This window comes from Alphaproteobacteria bacterium (genome assembly GCA_026400645.1).
GTDB lineage: Bacteria > Pseudomonadota > Alphaproteobacteria > Paracaedibacterales > CAIULA01 > JAPLOP01.
Genome location: JAPLOP010000036.1, coordinates 1 through 20,133, shown reverse-complemented (window position 1 = coordinate 20,133; position 20,133 = coordinate 1). Strand labels below are relative to the sequence as shown.

The 20,133-nt window shown below is 44.9% G+C and carries 15 protein-coding genes; 10 read left to right on the top strand and 5 right to left on the bottom strand.

Annotated features, from left to right (window positions below):
• Positions 1-17: 17 nt before the first annotated feature.
• The 6 genes from dnaG (at position 18) to NTX76_05815 (ending at position 8,113) form a co-directional block, all read left to right on the top strand.
• Positions 18-1,859 (top strand): DNA primase, encoded by a 1,842-nt coding sequence (dnaG, locus tag NTX76_05840; protein ID MCX7338780.1) that lies wholly within the window; start codon positions 18-20, stop codon positions 1,857-1,859.
• Between the two features lie 63 nt (positions 1,860-1,922).
• Positions 1,923-3,839: an RNA polymerase sigma factor RpoD gene (rpoD, locus tag NTX76_05835; GenBank protein MCX7338779.1), complete on the top strand. Its 1,917-nt coding sequence runs from the start codon at positions 1,923-1,925 to the stop codon at positions 3,837-3,839.
• A 68-nt stretch (positions 3,840-3,907) separates the two neighbouring features.
• Positions 3,908-4,810: a hypothetical protein gene (locus NTX76_05830; GenBank protein ID MCX7338778.1), complete on the top strand. Its 903-nt coding sequence runs from the start codon at positions 3,908-3,910 to the stop codon at positions 4,808-4,810.
• 241 nt (positions 4,811-5,051) lie between these two features.
• The gene (locus tag NTX76_05825) at positions 5,052-6,107 is read left to right on the top strand and encodes a hypothetical protein (GenBank protein MCX7338777.1); all 1,056 of its coding nucleotides are present in this window, start codon (positions 5,052-5,054) and stop codon (positions 6,105-6,107) included.
• 138 nt (positions 6,108-6,245) lie between these two features.
• Positions 6,246-7,109, top strand: a complete 864-nt coding sequence (gene motA, locus NTX76_05820; GenBank protein MCX7338776.1) for a flagellar motor stator protein MotA — start codon at positions 6,246-6,248, stop codon at positions 7,107-7,109.
• On the top strand, positions 7,106-8,113 hold the full coding sequence (locus tag NTX76_05815; protein MCX7338775.1) for an OmpA family protein: 1,008 nt from the start codon (positions 7,106-7,108) through the stop codon (positions 8,111-8,113). Before motA ends, NTX76_05815 begins: the two co-directional genes overlap by 4 nt.
• Before the next feature lie 158 nt (positions 8,114-8,271).
• Here NTX76_05815 and NTX76_05810 read toward each other — a convergent pair whose 3' ends face one another.
• From NTX76_05810 to NTX76_05800, 3 genes are all read right to left on the bottom strand, one after another.
• Positions 8,272-9,249: an RluA family pseudouridine synthase gene (locus tag NTX76_05810; protein MCX7338774.1), complete on the bottom strand. Its 978-nt coding sequence runs from the start codon at positions 9,247-9,249 to the stop codon at positions 8,272-8,274.
• Positions 9,246-9,599: an NADH-ubiquinone oxidoreductase subunit NDUFA12 family protein gene (locus tag NTX76_05805; protein ID MCX7338773.1), complete on the bottom strand. Its 354-nt coding sequence runs from the start codon at positions 9,597-9,599 to the stop codon at positions 9,246-9,248. The genes NTX76_05810 and NTX76_05805 overlap by 4 nt, the downstream gene beginning before the upstream one ends.
• A gap of 62 nt (positions 9,600-9,661) precedes the next feature.
• Entirely contained in the window at positions 9,662-10,579 is a 918-nt protein-coding gene (locus tag NTX76_05800) for a class I fructose-bisphosphate aldolase (protein MCX7338772.1), read from the bottom strand.
• 205 nt (positions 10,580-10,784) lie between these two features.
• Here NTX76_05800 and NTX76_05795 point away from each other — a divergent pair, with 205 nt between their 5' ends.
• Positions 10,785-11,264: a hypothetical protein gene (locus NTX76_05795; GenBank protein MCX7338771.1), complete on the top strand. Its 480-nt coding sequence runs from the start codon at positions 10,785-10,787 to the stop codon at positions 11,262-11,264.
• Between the two features lie 84 nt (positions 11,265-11,348).
• Here the strand turns inward: NTX76_05795 and NTX76_05790 are convergent, their stop codons facing one another.
• Positions 11,349-12,221, bottom strand: coding sequence for a tetratricopeptide repeat protein (locus NTX76_05790; protein ID MCX7338770.1), 873 nt, complete (start codon positions 12,219-12,221; stop codon positions 11,349-11,351).
• A 134-nt stretch (positions 12,222-12,355) separates the two neighbouring features.
• Positions 12,356-15,007, bottom strand: a complete 2,652-nt coding sequence (tssH, locus tag NTX76_05785; protein MCX7338769.1) for a type VI secretion system ATPase TssH — start codon at positions 15,005-15,007, stop codon at positions 12,356-12,358.
• 361 nt (positions 15,008-15,368) lie between these two features.
• Between tssH and NTX76_05780 the strand changes: the two genes are divergently transcribed.
• From NTX76_05780 to trkA, 3 genes are read left to right on the top strand one after another with little or no spacing between them, the layout of a single operon-like run.
• On the top strand, positions 15,369-17,165 hold the full coding sequence (locus tag NTX76_05780) for an ATP-binding protein (GenBank protein ID MCX7338768.1): 1,797 nt from the start codon (positions 15,369-15,371) through the stop codon (positions 17,163-17,165).
• Between the two features lie 26 nt (positions 17,166-17,191).
• A complete protein-coding gene (locus tag NTX76_05775; protein MCX7338767.1) occupies positions 17,192-18,649 on the top strand; it encodes a sigma-54 dependent transcriptional regulator in 1,458 nt (485 codons plus the stop codon).
• Between the two features lie 3 nt (positions 18,650-18,652).
• Complete coding sequence (gene trkA / locus NTX76_05770) at positions 18,653-20,029, top strand: Trk system potassium transporter TrkA (protein ID MCX7338766.1); 1,377 nt, start codon at positions 18,653-18,655, stop codon at positions 20,027-20,029.
• The last annotated feature ends 104 nt before the right edge of the window (positions 20,030-20,133 follow it).

Here is a 20,133-nt window from a genome sequence, read left to right as displayed (position 1 = left end):
TTTCTGGATAAACGACCATGACGGAACTATCCCTTTATTTGGATCAAATTAAGGCACGATTGACCCTTTCTGAAATCGTTGGGCAAGATCGCAGGCTCAGCCGCAAGGGTCACGAATACATTGGGTTATGCCCCTTTCACGAAGAAAAAACCCCATCGTTCAAGGTTAACGATCAAAAAGGATATTACCATTGTTTTGGGTGTGGTGCCCATGGGGATGCCTTTTCCTATGTTATGCATCGATCGAACATGCAATTTATGGAAGCTGTTAAAGAGCTGGCCGATAAAACGGGTGTCTCTTTGCCGGATCGAAGTCAACAATCTTATAAAGAAAAAAACCCAAGGAATCAGGATCTTTATGCCTTGTTAGAGGAGGCGTGTTCGTGGTTTCAGCATGTTCTGACCACAAGCGTTGGGGAGGATGCTCGGGATTATTTACGCCACAGGGGATTTATCCCTGACACAGTTCGGCAATTTCGTTTGGGATTCGCGTCTTCCCAGCATAACAATTCATTATATGGGCTGCTTGTTAAAAAGGGGTTTTCAAAGGATTTGATTCTTTCCTCTGGTTTGATTATCGTGCCAGAAGATCAAAAAAGAGAACCCTATGATCGATTCAGGGATCGGTTGATGTTCCCCATTTTGGATGCAAAAGGGCGTGTCATTGCGTTTGGGGGGCGTTTGCTAAGGGAAGGACAGCCAAAATATCTGAACTCGTCCGACAGCGAGTTATTTCACAAGGGGCAAGTTCTTTATGGATATTCGTTTGCCCAAAATCATGTCAGCAAGGACCACCCCTATTTACTGGTAGAGGGATATTGTGATGTGATCGCCCTGCATCAAGCAGGATTTAAAACTGCCATTGCTCCCCTTGGGACCGCCGTAACTGCCGAGCAATTGCACCTTTTGTGGCGTCGAAGTCCGGAACCGATTCTTTGCTTCGATGGGGATGAGGCCGGGACGCGGGCGTCGTTTCGCACAGCGCAGCGCGCCCTCCCCTTTTTGGCAACAATGCGAACGCTCAATTTTTGTTTTCTGCCAAAGGGCGAAGACCCAGACAGCCTTTTAAGACAGGGAAGCCCACAACTGTTTCGCGATATCCTTCAAAAGAAAATACCACTGGCAGAGGTTTTGTGGAAAAGTCATATAGAAAATGGCGCTGTTGTGATCAATGCAACGCCAGAACAAAAAGCCACGCTTAAAAAGCAGTTGGCTGAAACGGTTGCTCAAATTACCGATAACGATATCCGGTATTTCTACCAGACGGATTTTAATGAACGTTTCAGGAATTTGTGGTATAAGAGTTACACTCGTGCCGATCAGCCTCGTAAATTTCAGAGTGGTAAATTTAAAGACTTTCGATCCAAGGAATCAGAATCTGATTCTTCGCAGGGGAATGATTTTATTAAAGATGGCCTTCTTTATAAAAAAAGTGACCTAGCACAAAAAATATTGTTGGCAATTCTTGTTAATCACCCCACATTAGTATCAGAGGTTGCTGAGCAGCTGGCGGCGCTGGAATTTAATCACGGAGAATGGCAAAAATTAAAAGTGTTTCTTTTGGAGTATGCGGATGATGCAAATGATTCGTTTGAGGATTGTTTGGCGCAGCATGGTTTATTGGGGATACTAGACAACATATTCGATAGAAATCTTTATAATCATGCGCCCTATGCTGCAAAACAGACAGACCCGCGTATCGCCCTTGAGGGATGGTTGGACATTTGGGATCAAACGGTCCATCGTGCCCGATTAAAAGAGGACCTAGAAAGTACATATCAAGATGTGAAAACATCTTTTAACGACAAAGATTGGCAAAGATTAAAAGCTTTGAAGTCTAACTTATTTAAACAAACGTAGTTAGTTTGTTTAAAATTTGGTAATTTATTTAAAATTTGGTTAATTTAAGGAGTGTAGTTGAAAATGGCAGGCAGACCAATGAAAAAAACTGTTGTTGGGCATCAAGCAGAGTCTGACGCAGATCTCCCCTTGATTGAGCTGAGTAAATCGAATCCCCTTCTAAAACGCCTTTTGGTTAAGGGCAAAGAAAGAGGATACATTACTTATGACGAATTAAACGAAGCACTACCACAAAATCAACTTTCTGCAGACCAGATCGATGAATCGATGAGCATGATTGCGGATATGGGCATCAGTATTGTGGACAGCGACGAGGCGGAAGAAACCCCGCTGTCAGGTAATCTTGCCGAGACCACAAAGGCCGCAACGCCAGAGTTTGGATTCGATGAATCAGCAGAAGAAGCCGCAGACGAAGTGGCCGGTCGTACCGATGATCCCGTTCGTATGTATTTGCGTGAGATGGGCAATGTCGAGCTTTTGTCCCGTGAAGGCGAAATCGTTATTGCAAAAAAGATTGAATCCGGAAAAGCAACCATGTTTGGGGGGCTTTGTGAAAGTCCGTTAACGACCGTTGTTATAAAAAAGTGGAAAGATCTTTTGGAATCACGACGTATGGCGATTCGTGAATTGATTTCCATTGATACGGGTAATGGCGAGGAAGAGCAGGCCCACGAGGATTCCGAATTTGAATCGTTGGAAGCCGAGGCAGATCCCGTTCATGAAGCCATAGTGCTGTCCGATGCAGAAGAAGCCGCACGGACAAAGGCGTTGGCATTTTTGGATATCCATATTTCTTTGTACAACGATTTGTTTAAATGCCAAAAAGAGGTCCTTCATGCCAAAGGGACAATTGTTTCGGATACACCAGAGCACCAGGAAATTAAACAAAAGCTTATCAATAACCTGGAAGAGATTAAACTCAATGCGGCCCGTATCGAAGAGCTTATAGAAAGCCACAACACCGTTAACAGGCATGTCGCGAATATCGAAAGAGACCTGGCTGCAAAAGCAGAACAGTGTGGCGTGAAGCGCGATCAAATCATGCGTCAGTTTGTTAATCAAAACTTTAACGATGATTGGATGCGTAAGGTCAAAACACTGACTGATAAATCCTGGTCGCGCTTTGTTGAACGATATGCTGGCGAGATTGAAACGCTTGTTACAGAAGTGACGAAAGTCGAAGAAAAAATTGGCGTTCCATTTTCTGAATTCCGTCGGATTGTTACCATTATTCAAAAAGGTGAGAGAGAGGCATCCCGCGCCAAAAAAGAAATGATCGAAGCCAACCTGAGGTTGGTTATCTCTATCGCCAAGAAATATACAAACCGTGGATTACAGTTTCTGGATTTGATTCAGGAGGGTAATATTGGCCTGATGAAAGCTGTGGATAAATTTGAATATCGTCGGGGATATAAGTTTTCAACCTATGCAACATGGTGGATTCGACAAGCCATTACGCGATCGATTGCTGACCAGGCGCGGACCATCCGTATTCCGGTTCACATGATAGAGACGATTAATAAATTGGTTCGCACATCGCGCCAAATGATGCACGAAATTGGCCGTGAACCAACCCCAGAGGAGCTATCAGAAAAGCTGATTATGCCATTGGATAAGGTTCGCAAGGTTTTGAAAATTGCAAAGGAACCGATCAGTCTTGAAACCCCAATCGGGGACGAGGAAGACAGTCATTTGGGTGACTTTATCGAGGATAAAAATGCTGTATTGCCGATTGATGCTGCTATTCATGCGAACCTACGTGAGACAACAACGCGTGTTCTGGCAAGCTTAACCCCCAGGGAAGAACGGGTTTTGCGTATGCGGTTCGGCATTGGCATGAACACGGACCACACGCTAGAAGAAGTTGGGCAGCAGTTTGCCGTCACACGGGAACGTATCCGCCAGATCGAGGCAAAAGCCCTGCGGAAATTAAAGCACCCGAGTCGGTCTCGCAAATTGCGTAGTTTCTTGGATACCTAGGACTATGCCTGTCCCAGATTATTTCTGTGCTAATTGACCCCAAAAAGAAAAAAGGAGAAAGAGTTTTGATGGAATTTCTTGAGCGATCAAAAAAGTTTTTGGATGCAATCCTCTCCTTTTTTTGTGGACTGATAAAACAGAATCAGGGTCTGAGTAAGGGTATGCGGTATGTTAAGAATCACATCGATAGCACCCTGCCGGCGCACATGATTATGCCGCAGACGATTTTGGTTTTTGATGCACTGATGGCATTTTTATCCTTTTTTGTTGCCTTGTATCTTAGGATTGGGGAGGAGTTCTTGGATTACTCCCCCGCCTTTGTTCTGAAGAATATGGCCGTTTTTGCCATTGTCAGTGCTAGCATATTTATCTGGATGCAAACACATCGCGCTGTTTGGCGGTATGTATCGATAGAGGACATGCTACCCCTGTCTTTATCAGCCGTTCTGGCAAATATTATATTTTTTCCCCTAATGCTGTTGATGGCCCAACAAGAATCGATACCGCGTTCTGTTCCGCTTATTAATGCGTTTGTGTTTATCTGTTTTCTGGGGTTACCCCGTTTCATTCATCGGTATGCATATGATTGTCAGGTGATGCAAAAACGCCGACTCAATATCATGGCATCCGTCCCCGTTTTATTGATTGGGCCCAGCGATGCGGGGGAATCCTTTATCAGCGAAGCATTTCATTCCCCTGATTTGCCGTATAATCCGGTTGGCCTTATAACGTTTGAGGATGAAGAAGCCGGGTGTTCCATTCATGGGGTGCCCGTTTTGGGAGCGCTTGATGATCTGGGTACGATTATGATGATGTTCGGTCATGAAATAGAAGCCCCCAAACAAATCATCATTGTTGGTGAAAAAGTTCCCGCAAAGTTAAAATCTCGAATTATTGACTATGCCACAGCAGAGGGGTTGCCCCTGATGCATATGCTTCACCATTTTTCTATTGATACGGTTGAGTCTTAGGGTTATTGTACAAATGTATGAAGGACCCTTGAATTCATCGGAATTCTATATTTTGGTTGTACCATTTTCAATAAATCTTCATGAGTTTATGGAGATTCCTGGATTGCTTCTTCGGGCTTCGCCCTCATCGCAATGACGTCGTCATGGCGAGCGAACGAAGAGAGCGTGGCCATCCAGGAATCTCACTAATCGTTTTTGAAAATAGTATTAATATTTACAATTTATTACCTAGGAGACATTAGTGAAAAAAATGATTAAAAAAAATGTGCAGCTGGCATTCTTGCCCTTTGGTATTCTGGCCGTGAGTGGTTGTGTGGCGATGAGTTCCGTCCCTTCTGGTATTGGTTTGGATGAGCATGAAACTGCTGCTATGGCTCATCAAGCAGGAGGTGCCGTTATCCTTGGTCAGGGTGGCGATGAAATTGAATTTGAGGTGCATAAAAATCTAGGTATCATTGATCAATCTTTTGGAAATAAAAAAGATCGAATCAATGAGCAAATTCGCAGGTGCAGCGAGGAATTGAAAGACGTTAAGGAGGAAGTGTCCAGGAAAGGCATGCCTGCTTTTGGTTTGATTTTGCTTGCTGATCAGGAAAGGATTGATCGTAAGGAGTATTTTCTGAGAGCCTGCCGTGAGGAATTAGAAAAAATAGAGACAGAAAGGTCGTTAATGCTTGAAGGCTTTGATTCTTTTCATGTGCTCAAAAAAATAGCAGGGGCTGGTTATTTTAAGGATGACTCTGTGAATGGAAACGAAATTCAAGGATGCATTGGCCGTGATAATTTCCAGCACAAAATACAAAATAAAAAATATCATGCTATGTTTGATAAATATTCGAATGGTTCGATGCAGGTTTTTGGTGGTAATTCGGATACTCCGGAGGGTCTGGAATGGGAAGAAGAGAGACGGAGAAAACGCGAACAAGACGTAAAAAGATTTAACGATCAATTCGCAGCACGCGATGACATAGATAAGTCGGTGAAGTTTATACAGTTCTTGTCTCAAAAGCAGCAATATGGTGGCGCTTCTTGTTTTTATCAAAACGAAGCCAGTCAGCAGGACTTTGCCTTGAAAAGAAGCCCTCAGAATCAAGAGGCGGGGTTGTGTGAATTGGTTCAAAAGATTGGCGATGCCCTAAATCTCTCCGATGACAGTAGGGGGATTTTGAAAACCTATATACGTCCGGATTACTCTTACTCTCCATATTATGACAGTGGTTATTTAGATTATAGAGTTTCTTGTGCGTACAGGGATATTTTCGATGCGCTTATAAAGCTTTGCCAGCAGTATTCATAATTAAGATATCGCCCTCTCCCTTTTTAAGGGAGGGGTCTCCACAAAACCATTTCCCCAAAAATTAACACAAATGTAACGTTTATCTGATGTAATAGAGGTGAGATCCACTTTTTAAACCGATCAACCAAAAAACATCAGATGAAAATATTTATCGGCATAGGCGTTGTTATTGTATCGGTTTTGATTGGATATACGGCATCTGGTGGGCATTTATCTGTTCTGTGGCAGCCTTTTGAATTTCTTATCATTATCGGATCCTCTGTTGGGGCGTTTATCATTGGTAATCCCAGAGAGGTTCTGGGCAAGGTGTCGATGTCGCTAAAGCAGGCGGCCAGGGGCGAATCCTACAAAAAGGAAGATTACGTCGAACTGCTCACGATGTTGTTTACAATCATTAAGTTTGCCAAAAACAAGGGGATGCTTGCCCTGGAATCCCATATCGATAATCCACAAGCAAGCCCCCTGTTTAATCAATTTCCAAAATTCCTAGAAAACGAACGTGCCACAATGTTTCTGTGTGATTATTTTCGCATGTTAACGATGGGAAGCGATAACCCCCATCAAATGGACGATATCATGACGGAGGAGATTGAAACTTATCATAATGAGCTTCATCAAGTTGTCGTCGCATTCCAAAATATGGCCGATGGAATGCCTGCCATGGGAATTGTGGCTGCCGTCTTGGGGGTTATTCACACGATGGGATCGATCAGCCAACCACCAGAGATTTTGGGAAAACTGATTGGCGGGGCGTTGGTTGGGACATTCGCTGGCGTGTTGCTGGCTTATGGTTTGGTTGGCCCGCTCAGCAATTGCATCCAGGGGGTGTTTGATTCAAAGGTTAAGTATTTTGATTGTTTGCGACTGGCGATTTTGGCTTACCTTAATGGATACGCGCCTTTAATCGCTGTTGAATATGCCCGTAAAACAATAGATGAAAGTTGCCGGCCAACCTTTAGTGAGCTGGAGCAGGCTATCGCATCTGTGGAAGGGGCATCATGAGCAAGCCACCACACACAATCATCTATATTAAAAAGAAAAGCAAAGGACAGCACGCCCCTCATCATGGCGGAAGTTGGAAAATTGCTTATGCTGACTTTGTTACGGCAATGATGGCTTTTTTTATGTTGATGTGGTTGATCAGTATTACAAGTGATGAGCATAAAAAAGGAATAGCTGATTATTTTGCAACCGGCATCATTAACATGAACATCAGGAATGGGAGTCGTGGAATGATGGCGGGCACACAAGTATCCCCTGATAATAATAGCGAGAGGGAAAAGAGTGACCCCGCGAACACTGAACAGCACCAATCCGTCCCAGAAAAGGAAGACAAAAAAACGGATGCTGAGGTTGAACAGGTTGCAAAAAGCGGCGAAAAGGCAGAGCAAAACAAGGCGAGCGTTTCTGATAATAAAATAAATTTACTTGAGAGCAAAAAAGAAAAAGACGCAAAGTCGCAGGACTCATCCAAGGGCAAAAATGAGTCGAAATCAAAGGCAGAGCGTGAAAAAAACCGCGGCGAAGAAGAAAAGCAATTTCAGGAAACGTCCCAAGAAATCAAAAACATCATTCAGCAAAATCCATTACTGAAAGATCTCACGAACCAGGTGACGTTCGAATTGCGTTCAGAAGGGTTGCTGATCCAGATTATGGATGCTGACAAGCAAAAAACCATGTTTCCGCCAGGTAGCAGCGCCATGATGGTGTATGCAAAGGGGTTGGTTGGAATCGTGGCAAAAACAATCAGTAAAATGCCCAACAAAATCGTGATAACGGGGCACACTGACGCAACGCCCTATAGTAATGCTCAGGATTATGGAAATTGGGAGCTGTCAACAGATCGCGCCAATGCCTGTCGTCAGGTCCTAGAGAAAAATGGCGTCAACAAAGACCGAATAACATCCATTGTTGGAAAGGCGGATACTGAGCTTTTTGTTAAGAACGATCCAAATGCATCACAAAACAGACGATTTACCGTTTTGCTTATGCGGGAAAAGGCTTGATGAAAACCTGAGTTCGACGTAAGGGCCGTATCAAAACAGCGCCCACCGTAGTTTTCCCCAGCTGATAAAGATCGTTTTCTTTCTCTGGACCCTATGGTCAAGCCATAGGGAAACTTGCGTTTGTCTGGGTTTTATTGACTTGTTACGTCGAACTCAGGTTATAAAAACGTATTTAACGCTTCCAAAAGTTCCAGAAAATCCTCAGGTGGGGTGGCTTCGAATGTCATTGTTTCCTGTGTATGGGGATGCAAAAAGCTTAACGTGACTGCGTGCAAAGCCTGGCGTTCAAATTGGATGACTCTGTCCGGAACCAATCGTGCCTTTGGCAGGGTTTTCTTTCCGTACAGGGGGTCCCCAATAATGGGGCAACCGATGTGTTGGCAATGAACGCGAATTTGATGTGTTCGGCCGGTTTCAAGTGTGAATTCCAGCCAGCTTAGTTTCATTTCGCCCTTTGATCCGAAATTCCATACTTGCTTTGTTGTATAATGCGTCACCGATTCTTTTCCGGAATTTCCGTGAACCACCGCCATTTTCTGACGATTCTTTGGGTGACGACCTATGGGCGTTTCGATTTTTGATTGGCTGGGCAGTGGATGCCCCCAAGCAAGCCCCCAATAGGTTCGCTTTAATTGTTTCCCTAGGTCAGGATTGGAAAATTGTTCCGATAAAGCCTGGTGTGTTTTATCATTTTTGGCCACAACCAACAGACCACTGGTGTCTTTGTCCAGTCGATGAACGATCCCGGGGCGTTTTACACCGCCTATGCCGGACAGGGAATCACCACAGTGCGCCAAAAGGGCATTAACCATAGTTGATTCATAGTGGCCTGGCGCCGGATGGACAACCATGCCAGGTGCTTTATTAATAACCACCAGATCATCGTCTTCATAAACAATATCCAGGGGTAAAATTTCGGCTTTTGGAATGGAGTCTTGCAACGCCGGAATGGTCAGCGTAAAGGTTTGCCCATCTTTAACTTTGTAATTTGTGTCGATGATTGGCTGTTCGTCCAGGCAAACACATCCCCGCTCGATCCAATCTTGCAAGCGGTTGCGGCTTTGCTCGGGAAGCATTTGAACCAGAAACTTGTCTAGTCGTTGACTGGCGGTGTCGTTCGTTACGAACAGTTTCATTGAAATTTTGTGTTCTCCAAAGAATCGGGATTCCATGATTCATAGTTTTGTTTTATGGGCGATCCCTTGTTTGGATCGTGGGCCAGCGGCGTTCCCGTTAGATTTGGCAAATGTTTCTGTTGCCAGTCATAGCGTCTTTCGCCAGAGGGTGGTTCTGATGCCGTATAATGCAACCATCCGCGCCATCCAGCGGGGATCTTTGATGCTTCCGCTTTGCCACTATACAGGACCCATCGCTTTATTGCACATCCTGATTTCGGATTTTTGGTTTGATAATATCGATTACCAAATTCATCCTGACCGATCCATCGTCCCCGAAACCAGGTGAGCAAATAAATTCCTATGTTCATGCCATACTCATTTCAGATCATTTCCCAGGGAGACATGGAAAATAATATAAAAGGGGCTTGGTCTATTGATAAACAGCAATCATATCGCTCAGCAATTTCATCGCTTCTTCACGGGGGCGCTGGAAACAGTTCCGCCCAATGATGGATCCATTGCCGCCGCCTTCACGAATGGCCTTTGCGTCCTCTAGTACGCCATTGCTGCCCTTGGCTTCTCCACCGGAAAAGATTACCAAACGACGACCCTTAAAGCAGCAATCAACTACATGTCGCACGCGATCAGGCATTGTATCGATTTTGACGGCACTGTCCAGATACTGTTGCTTTGCCTCAGGGACCTCCAGGTACGAGGAGGGAAGCTTAACCTTGACAATATGAGCCCCCAGCAAAGCTGCAATATGGGCGCCATAGCCAATTACATCAATGGCGGTCTCGCCATCCTTGCTTAGGTTGCCACGTGCATAGGACCATATAACAACGGCCAATCCACATGATTTTGCTTCCTCTGCCAGGGCGCGAATTTCTTCGAACAGGCTAAGTGATGCTTCTGATCCTGGATAAATTGTAAATCCAATCGCAGAACATCCTAAACGCAACGCATCCTGAATGGACCCGGTTGTTGCTTGATTTGGTGGGTTTGCTTTTGATAACAAGCTATTGCCGCTGTTGATTTTTAAAATGGTTGGTATCGCGCCGGCAAACGTGTCGGCCCCAGCTTCCAGCCATCCCAATGGCGCTGCATAGGCTGACAAACCCGCATCGACGGCCAATTGAAAATGGTAATGGGGATGATATGCCTCTGGGTTCATGGCAAAACTGCGCCCTGGGCCGTGTTCAAACCCTTGGTCGACTGGAAGAATGATCATTCGACCCGTTCCCCCCAATTTACCGTGCATTAAAAGGCGAGCCAGATTCGTTTTTACGCCCGGATTATCGCTTTCATAAAAACCAAGAATATTTTTGACAGATTGTGTAAGTTGCATGATATCAAACGCCGAGAAAATTACTGTTATCTAGAATGATAAGAAAATTCCCACCAAAGAACAATGATTTTGTTGTGTGCTTTGCCAGTTCTGTTGCATATGCTTTTGATTGACTATAATTATTATGACATTTTAATGTATTTCATGTTATATATAGAGTGTGCTGAGTGGTCGAATACAAATATAAATTTTTATGGAGCTTGTTATGATGAAATTTTTTAAATATTTAAGTTTATTGTTACTGTTGTCTGCTACATTTTTGCCGGATGGCAACGCCGCCGCTTTGGCTAGTTGGCAGGATAAAATTACAAATCGTGCCCCGCTAACCTCTGGCGCCATGAGGGATCTAACTGCAGTGCTGATTCAAACAGGAAATCCAAAGGGAGAGGTCATTGTAGGCGACAATGTTCGGTGGGAATATACTGTACATAAATCGGTAGATAAGAGCTTACCTGAATCCAGGCCAAATTCCTCTGTATTACCTGGAGAGGCAGGGGGTTATAAGTTCGAGGAGGATGGTTGCAATCCTTACATAGGTGATGGTTATGATGCCGACTTAAGGTCACACAGCAAAGTGTTGTACGCTTTCACCGCAGACTCTGATGCTGATAAGTATAGCATTGTGATTTGGCGACATCTGCCAGAGGCAAACGAAGTCAATACCAAGGAAGAATCTGGGAAATAATCCCGTCCTATCTTGAAACAAAGGGCCCTAAAAAGCCCTTTTGGCATCCAATATTATGCCGGTTCTGGGTGAAAAAACAGGGATCTATTCCCTGGATATCGTGTCGAAATAATCAGGAGTTGATCCAAGGCCCTGATCAGAGGCTAGCTTTCGATATCTTTTGGCCTCTTCAATATTTTTGTCCCCGCCTTCGCCATTTTCAAGCATATCAGCATAAATATGCTGCGCGGGGGCAAGTCCTTGATCTGCAGATAATTTCATATATTTACGCCCTTCTTCTGGGTTTTTATCCCCACCCTCTCCCAAATAGAGCATGTAACCATAGCCACCCTGTGTCTCTGCCAGCCCTTGATCGGCAGACATTTTACAATATTTTCGTGCTTCCTCTTGGTTTCTATATCCGCCTTCTCCATCATAAAGCATATCGCCATAATGACCTTGTGCTATTGCATGCCCTTGATCGGCGGCACGCTTAAGGTATTTGCGAGCCTCGCCAAGATTTCTGTCTCCGCCCTCTCCATAACGAAGCATTTTCGCATAGTTGTTTTGCGCCTTTGTGTATCCTTGGTCGGCTGCCAGTTTATAATATTTGCGTGCTTCTTCGGCGTTTTTGTCCCCACCCTCTCCATTACGAAGCATGGTGGCATAATTGTGTTGCGCCGTCGCCTGCCCTTGATCGGCCGTATGTTTAAAATACTCTCGGGCTTTTTTTAGACTATTAATCGTCCCTAGTTTATACAGATCAAAGCCCTGTTGATTTTCTAAGTCTCCTGCTCGCAAGAGGTCATTTTTATGAAGAGCATCATTTTTTAACGGCGTGTCGTTTCCGGAGCCTGTTTGTTCTTTTTTTTCAGGCATATTGATTGCCTGGGCTCCATAACGAATAATCAAAAGCATAAGCCAGCAGCCAATGAATTTTGATTCTATCTTATTGGGTTTAAACCTGAAGCCTGTCATGATTTTTATGTATTCCCCATTATCTTGTTAAAAATTAATGCACAAAACTACCTGTGGAAATTTTATGATGCGTAATTATTAACGTTATATATAGTATTAAGAACGAGTAAACTCAAGACAATACTGACAGGAATTTAAATCCCAGAAGTTCCCTTTTGCTTTGCTAATTCCGCCGCGACGTGTTGTCGAAGGTACGTATCGATGAATCGAAGGTCTTTGTCCTGGCCATCGAACAAATGGACAATTGATTCAATCAATTCATCGGAATGATCTAACGAATGCCCGTACTTTAATGTTATTTTCTGTTGCAGATGATCCAGCTTTAATCGAATGATCTGCTTGATGGCATCGGTTGTTAATGGCAAATAGGGGATCACCGCTATGCGTGACATAAAGGATGATCCGAATGTTCCCCGCAGATCATCGCTTAGTTGATTTGTTAGGTTGTTAAATAAAATTTGCCGATCCTCGGTTTCTTTTAATCGCTGATGCTTGCCTTCGATCAGCCCCTCCCCCTGATTGGTCGTTAGAATAAACAACGTGTTTGAAAAATCGACCTCTATCCCCTCGCTATCCTCTACGATGCCTTTATCGAAAATCTGGGCAAACAGGCTGATAATATCGGAATGGGCCCGATCGACTTCATCCAGCAGAACAACACTATACGGATTTTGGCGCACAGCCTCCGTCAGCGTTCCCCCCTTTCCATGGCCAATGTATCCGGGTGGCGCCCCCTTTAATATGGCAATAGAATGGGATTCTTGAAATTCTGCCATATTCAGATGAACAAGATGCCGTTGGTGTCCCGTCATTGTTTCTGCCAGGGCCAACGCTGTTTCCGTTTTTCCAACGCCGCTGGGTCCCGCCAACAGGAACACCCCAATTGGCTTATTGGAATCGTTCAATCCAATCTGATAACTCACGATGCTTTTGGCGATCGCATGCAACGCATAATCCTGGCCAATAATTCTTTTGCTAAGCGTGTTAACCAAATCCTCCAGAACAATATTGGTGCCCTGGGATAAAATCATATCAATCGGAATCCCGGTCCAGCTCGAAATCACACGCGCGACCGCCAGTTTATCAACCGCATGGGATACCAAAAGCTCATGCGATGGTGTTTGTTGCAGTGTCTGATGAAGGTGGGCAAGCTGTTTTTTGAGACTGATCGCTTCACTGGAATGTTCCTGTGCTGATCCAAGTTCCGCAATTTGTTGTTTGATATCCAGGGTTTGCTGGATAAGCTGTTTTTGCTGTTGCCAGCGATCCGTTACGGCTTCCTTTTGTTGATGGAGTTGAGCAATTTCAGACCCTATTGTTTCAAGTCGACCATGTAAAGCAGAGGCATGCAAGGCGGACGGCCCGGATTCATGTGGAATCATCGCCTGTTTTTGTTCCTGATGAATGATTTGGCGTTCCAATTCCCGTACATGGAGTTTGCTCATACAGGTTTGCAGTTCCTCAGGAAATCCAGACAGTGACAGGGCAACCTGCGCGCATGCCGTATCCAAAACACTAACAGCTTTATCGGGCAATCGACGTTCTGGCAAAAACCGATGGGAAAGATGGGCTGATGCTTCCAGGGCTTCTTGTAAAATATTAACATCGTGGTGCACCGCAAATTGCTGATGAATTTGATACAGCATAGGAACGGTTTCTTCGGGGGTTGGTTCCTTGACCTTGATACGTTCAAACCGTCGCGTTAATGCCGCATCCTTTTCGATATAGCGTTTGTATTCTGCCCAGGTCGTTGCGGCAATTGTTCGCAATTCCCCCCTGGCCAAAGCTGGCTTTAACAAGCTGGCTGCATCGCCCAGGCCCTGTGCGCCACCTGCCCCTAGTAACGTGTGGGCTTCGTCAATAAACAAAATGATGGGATGTGGCGATAGCTGGACTTCTTGTAAAAGTTGATTGATGCGTTCCTCGAACTGTCCCTTGGCGCTTGCGCCGGCTTGCAATAACCCAACGTCAAGCCGATGAAGGTGTGCTTGCTGCAGAAATGGCGGGACGTTCCCATCGCGGATTCGACAGGCCAACCCCTCGACAATGGCTGTTTTGCCAACCCCGGCATCGCCAACCAGAATCGGGTTATTTTGACGCCTGCGGGATAAAATTTCTATCATCTGGCGAATTTCAACATCACGACCATGGATCGGGTCCAATTTGCCTTTTTGGGCGGCCGCTGTCAGATCAATCGTGTATTGATTTAAGGCGCTTTTTGATTCCGGTATGGCTGGTTCCGCCTCGGATTGTGCACCCCCATTTTGTTCACCTGTGGGGGTTAAAGCCGATGACCCCTTTGATGTGGAGTCGGATGGACAGGTTTCCTTGCTGGATCCCAACAAATCATGTATATCCCGGCGTAATGATAACCGGGAGATTCTGAGCAATAACGGACAGCTTTCTAGTAAAATCCCCCTTAATGGGTCAATATCAATTAACGCCAACAATAGTGCGCCTGACCGTATTGACGGATATCCCAAAGTCAAAGACGACGCGAGCCAGGCTTCCTCCAGTGCATTTAAAATATGTTTTGAGAAAACAGGGGTACCACTATTTCCGCCTGGAAATTTATCAACAGCAGAAATAAAGTGTTTTAAAACTGTTTGTAAGTCAATTTCATAATATCGCAAAATAAGCTGGGCATCGGTTTCGGGCAGCTCAAAAAGCTTGAGCAGGAAATGCTCCAGCTCAATATTATAGTGTCCCTTTGCCATGCAAAGGCCGGCAGCCCCTTCTAGGGCTTTTTTACATATTGGATTCAGCTTTGCGATTAGCATTTTCATGGAACGAAATTGCCCTTTAAATAAGCGTGTTTTTGGGGAAAGCCCATATCTTCTAAGCTTACATATTTTTACAGAATTTTAAACGAAATTTTATTTTCATGGATTTTCGGCTAATGCCATTTTCAATAAATCTTCATGAGTTCGGAGCGATTCCTGGATTGCTTCCTCGGGCTTCGCCCTCATCGCAAAGACGTCGTTGCGAGGAGCATGGCGACGAAGCAATCCAGGATTACCAAGGAAAAATGTGAGATTTTTGGGGATTCTTATATCGAACTCAGATTAAATAAGGTATATTTTTCCAGGATGACCCTGACTGAAGAGGCCCATTATTCTTGCATTTTCGCCCGTTTATGCCCGTTTTTTGGCGGTTGCGCATAACTCTAATCTTTCCCGCAAAATACCGTTTGCCTTAAGCTTTCTGGCGCTTCTTTCGGGTATTGGGACTTTTTGGGTTCTTTTTTCCGAAAGTTCCAACTTAGAAGCCAAAACCAGAACGATTCTTCCCTTTATTTATCTTGATTTGATCTTGTTGCTTTTGCTGGCTATTTTTATCGCCAAAAGGTTGGTTGAATTATGGCTGGAGAGAAAACGCGGGTTGGTCGGATCCAAACTTCACGTTCATATTGTTGCCTTGTTTTCCACAGTCGTCATTGTCCCGGTCATTTGTGGGGCTGGCTTTTCTGCATTATTTTTTAACGTTGGTGTTGAAACATGGTTTGGTCAGCCGGTTAAGGATACCCTAGAGGAGGCTCGAATTGTGGCCGAGGCCTATCTTAGGGAACATAAAAAGGCGGTCGTCATTGATGCGCTGAATTTGGCCAACAAATTGCGTCCCCAAGTTTCTTTATATATCGATAATCCAGAAGCCTTTTCACAAATTTTGAATGATGCCGCAGATGAGCATGGACTGGAAGAGGTTCTCATTTTTAATGGAACAAAAGAAGTTGTGGCCCGTTCTTATCTGACATTTGCTTTGGAATTCGAGAAAATATCTTATTCTGATTTTGACACAGCGCGGTCCGGGGATACGGTAACAACGGAATCTGGTGACCGTGTCAGGGCGCTTATCAGGCTGGACCCCACAACGGACACATACCTGTTTGTTGGAAAATTTATCGATCCAACGGTTCTGCAGCATTTGACCAACACGCAAAATGCTCTTCAGGATTATTTACGTTTGGCTGGGCAGCATTCGGGGTTGCAAATCACCTTTGTCGCCTTCTTTTTTCTTGTGGCCCTTCTTTTACTGTTGGCTGCTATTTGGATTGGCCTGACATTTGCCACCATTTTGATCAAGCCAATTAGTCGGCTGATGGCAGCGGCAGAATCTGTAAGTCAGGGGGATCTATCGGTCAAAATCGAGGAGGAGCCCATGAATTACGAATTGGATAAGCTGGTTCATTCCTTTAATCAAATGACACACCAACTTCAACAGCAAAAGCATGATTTGATCATTAGCCAACGCAAGGCAGCTTGGTCTGATGTGGCCCGAAAAATAGCGCATGAGATCAAAAATCCCCTAACGCCGATACAACTATCCGCTGAACGGTTAAAGCGGCGGTATCTAAGGGAAATCAAATCCGATCCACGGACGTTTCAATCCTGCATCGATACCATTATCCGGCAGGTAGAAAATATTGGTAATTTGGTTAATGAGTTTTCTTCGTTTGCCAGAATGCCGGAACCAAAAATAGAAAAAGTCGATCTAACCGAATTGATAAGGCACACCCTTATTCTTCAGCAACAAGCCCATTCATCGATTCGCATAACATACAGAAAGCCAGAGGCTCCCGTTACGTGGTTTTGCGACAAACAGCAGATCAGCCAGGCTTTGACAAATCTCCTCCAGAATGCCATAAATGCTGTCAGTGAATCGCACCCAGCTGCCCAGCTAATCAAAAAACTAGCGACTATTATTCTGTCATTGGAAATAAAGGATGAAAAAGTTGTCATTACAGTTGAAGACAACGGACCTGGATTCCCACAAGAAGGGCGTGAACGATTGACCGAACCCTATTATACAACCAGAGAAAAAGGCACCGGACTTGGGTTGGCTATTGTTTCCAAAATTGTTTCCGATCATAATGGTCACATGCATTTAGGGGATAGCATATTGGGCGGCGCCTGTGTACAGTTGACCTTTCCATTTTCTCAATAAATTGAACTATAAGGACTGAAAAAACTATGTCACAAGACATCCTTGTTGTTGATGATGAAGCCGACATCCGCGAATTAATAGCCGGCATTCTCTCTGACGAAGGATATAAAACGCGTGTTGCCAGCGATGGTTTGGCTGCGCTGGACATTATCAGGGAACGTCAGCCGCATCTTGTGATTCTTGATGTTTGGTTGGGTGATAGCGAACGGGACGGTCTAAAAATCCTTGATATTATCAAGCGTGACCATCCTTATGTTCCTGTTGTCATGATCAGCGGGCATAGCACGATTGAAACGGCTGTCTCTGCCATTAAAAAAGGGGCGTACGATTTTATTGAAAAACCGTTCCAAGTGGAGCGTCTGTTGCTGATTGTTCAGCGGGCTATCGAATCTTCTCGTCTCAAGCGGGAAAATGACGAACTTAAAATCAAAGCCCAAATCAGCAGCGCTGCCTTAATTGGTAATTCCCCAGCCACAGCACATGTGCGCCAGGCAGCAGAAAAAGCAGCTGCCGCGAACGGACGTGTTTTTATTTCTGGTCCAGCGGGCGCCAACAAAGATGCGCTGGCGCGTCACATACATAACCTGAGCAAACGGTCAGCGTGCCCCTTTGTTTCCATCAGCTGTCAAGCGTTCCATCCCCAGCAGCTAGAGGCTGAACTGTTTGGAACGGAAATTGCGGGGGCGCAACAAAATGCCCCCAGGAAAATTGGGCTTCTTGAAAAGGCCCACACAGGCACGATTTATTTTGATGAAGTTACCCAGCTGCCCCTGCCGATTCAGTCGAAACTTGTTCGGGTTTTGCAGGAACAGGCTTTTACACGGGTGGGGGATTCTCGAAAAATCGATATTGATGTTCGATTTATCGCCGGAAGCTCTGATCAGGTTATGATCATGATCCAAGAGGGGAATTTCCGCGAAGATCTTTTCTATAGGCTCAGCGTGGCCCACATCCAAGTCCCATCCTTAAAGGACAGGGTGATTGATATTCCCTTATTGATCCAACACTTTATGGGGCAGGCAGCAGCAGCCAAAGGGGTTGCGCCACGCCAATTTAGCCAAGAAGCAATCGTTATTTTGCAATCTTATTCCTGGCCTGGCGATTTGCAACAAATCAAAAATGTTATCGATTGGGTGTTGATCATGGCCGGCGGTGATCCACGTGATCCGGTTCGAAAGGAACAATTGCCATCCGAAATTGTGCAGGGAAATGTCTTTGCAAATAACTGGCAACAAAAAACGGCCGATATTGTTGTGCTGCCCCTAAGGGAAGCACGAGAAGCCTTTGAGCGAGAGTATTTATTAACGCAGGTTCAGCGTTTTTCGGGGAATATCTCTCAGACGGCTCGATTTATCGGGATGGAGCGTTCTGCCCTCCACCGTAAACTAAGGGCGCTTGGTGTTCATGACACGAAGTCACCTCATGATATCTGTGATTCACCTGCGCATGACCCCAGCGCGATTGTCCAGCCCATGGTTGTTTAGCTTATGAAGGTTATTATCCTAGGGGCTGGACAGGTCGGTTATAGCATAGCGCGATATTTGGCCCTTGAAGAAAATCACATCACGATCGTTGATCAATCCCCCGATCTTTTAAAGCGAATAAGTGATAAAATTGACGTCCAACCGATTGTTGGATTTGCCTCTCATCCTGATGTTTTGAAACAGGCCGGGGCAGAGGCTGCAGATTTATTAATTGCCGTAACGGGTTCGGACGAAGTCAACATGATTGCTTGTGAGGTTGTGCAGTCTCTGTTCCAGCTAGAAACAAAAATAGCCCGGATTAGAAATCAAAATTACCTGAAGCCAGCGTGGTCCAATATGTTCCACCCGCAACGGTTGGCAATTGATGTTGTGATTTCTCCTGAAATGGAAGTTGCTAAAACGCTCAGTCGAAACACACAAATTTCGGGCGCATTTGATGTTATTTCTTTGGTACTTGATCGCGTCAAAGTTATTGGGGTGCGTATTTTGGCATGTGCACCGGTTCTGAACACACCCTTACGGTTGATTTCTAGTCTATTTTCAAAATTAGAGTTGGCTATTCTTTGTATTTCCAGAAATGACGTATTTTTTTTCCCGCAGAAGGATGATGTGCTTCAGATCAATGATGATGTCCATTTTGTTATCAGACATAGCGATATTCATTTGGCCATGGAGGCCTTTGGTTACATCGAAGAAGAAGGTCGGCGTGTCGTTATTATCGGCGGTGGAAATATCGGAAAAACGTTGGCCAGTGAACTTGAAACAAATCATCCCAACATAAAAGCCAAGCTTATTGAAAAAGATTTAATTCGATCCGAGGCGGCAGCCCATCTTTTAAGGAACACGGAGGTTCTTCATGGTGATGCGCTTGATTACGAAGTGTTGGCCGAAGCCAATGTTCATAATTGCGAGACAGCCATATCCGTTACAAACGATGATAAGGTCAATATACTGGCCAGTCTTCTTGCTAAGCGATGCGGGGCAAAACGATCATTTACCCTTTTGAACAATATTAATTATTCATCCCTTGTTACATCATTGGGCGTCGATAGCATCATCAACCCGCGGGCTATTACGGTTTCAACAATATTGCAGCACGTCCGGCAGGGAAGAATCCGGTCCGCCCACACGTTGGGCGATGGGTATGCCGAAATCATCGAAGCCGAGGCCCGCGAAACAAGTCATATTATTGGGCTTAGCGTTGATGATGTATCAATCAAGGGCTCTATCATGATTGCCGCCCTTGTGAGGGAGGATAAAATATTGCTCCTCCCCAAGAAAACAATCGTCAGTGTTGGGGATCGACTCATCATCTTGGCGAAAAAAGATGCTATCCGAAAAGTTGAAAAGATTTTTTCTATTCGCCCGTCTTATTTGTAAGTCACAGGGGCGCCTAGTTAATGGCATTCGGTTAGTATGCAATTCACATCAAACAATGCGCACCCCCCGTCATCCCGCGACTTGATCGCGGGACCCATGTATTC

Excerpts from the sequence above, each read along its gene's own strand:
- dnaG (MCX7338780.1), top strand. The coding sequence starts at position 18 with ATGACGGAACTATCCCTTTATTTGGATCAAATTAAGGCACGATTGACC.
- rpoD (MCX7338779.1), top strand. The coding sequence starts at position 1,923 with ATGGCAGGCAGACCAATGAAAAAAACTGTTGTTGGGCATCAAGCAGAG.
- NTX76_05830 (MCX7338778.1), top strand. The coding sequence starts at position 3,908 with ATGGAATTTCTTGAGCGATCAAAAAAGTTTTTGGATGCAATCCTCTCC.
- motA (MCX7338776.1), top strand. The coding sequence starts at position 6,246 with ATGAAAATATTTATCGGCATAGGCGTTGTTATTGTATCGGTTTTGATT.
- NTX76_05815 (MCX7338775.1), top strand. The coding sequence starts at position 7,106 with ATGAGCAAGCCACCACACACAATCATCTATATTAAAAAGAAAAGCAAA.
- NTX76_05810 (MCX7338774.1), bottom strand. The coding sequence starts at position 9,249 with ATGAAACTGTTCGTAACGAACGACACCGCCAGTCAACGACTAGACAAG.
- NTX76_05805 (MCX7338773.1), bottom strand. The coding sequence starts at position 9,599 with ATGAACATAGGAATTTATTTGCTCACCTGGTTTCGGGGACGATGGATC.
- NTX76_05800 (MCX7338772.1), bottom strand. The coding sequence starts at position 10,579 with ATGCAACTTACACAATCTGTCAAAAATATTCTTGGTTTTTATGAAAGC.
- NTX76_05795 (MCX7338771.1), top strand. The coding sequence starts at position 10,785 with ATGATGAAATTTTTTAAATATTTAAGTTTATTGTTACTGTTGTCTGCT.
- NTX76_05790 (MCX7338770.1), bottom strand. The coding sequence starts at position 12,221 with ATGACAGGCTTCAGGTTTAAACCCAATAAGATAGAATCAAAATTCATT.
- tssH (MCX7338769.1), bottom strand. The coding sequence starts at position 15,007 with ATGAAAATGCTAATCGCAAAGCTGAATCCAATATGTAAAAAAGCCCTA.
- NTX76_05775 (MCX7338767.1), top strand. The coding sequence starts at position 17,192 with ATGTCACAAGACATCCTTGTTGTTGATGATGAAGCCGACATCCGCGAA.
- trkA (MCX7338766.1), top strand. The coding sequence starts at position 18,653 with ATGAAGGTTATTATCCTAGGGGCTGGACAGGTCGGTTATAGCATAGCG.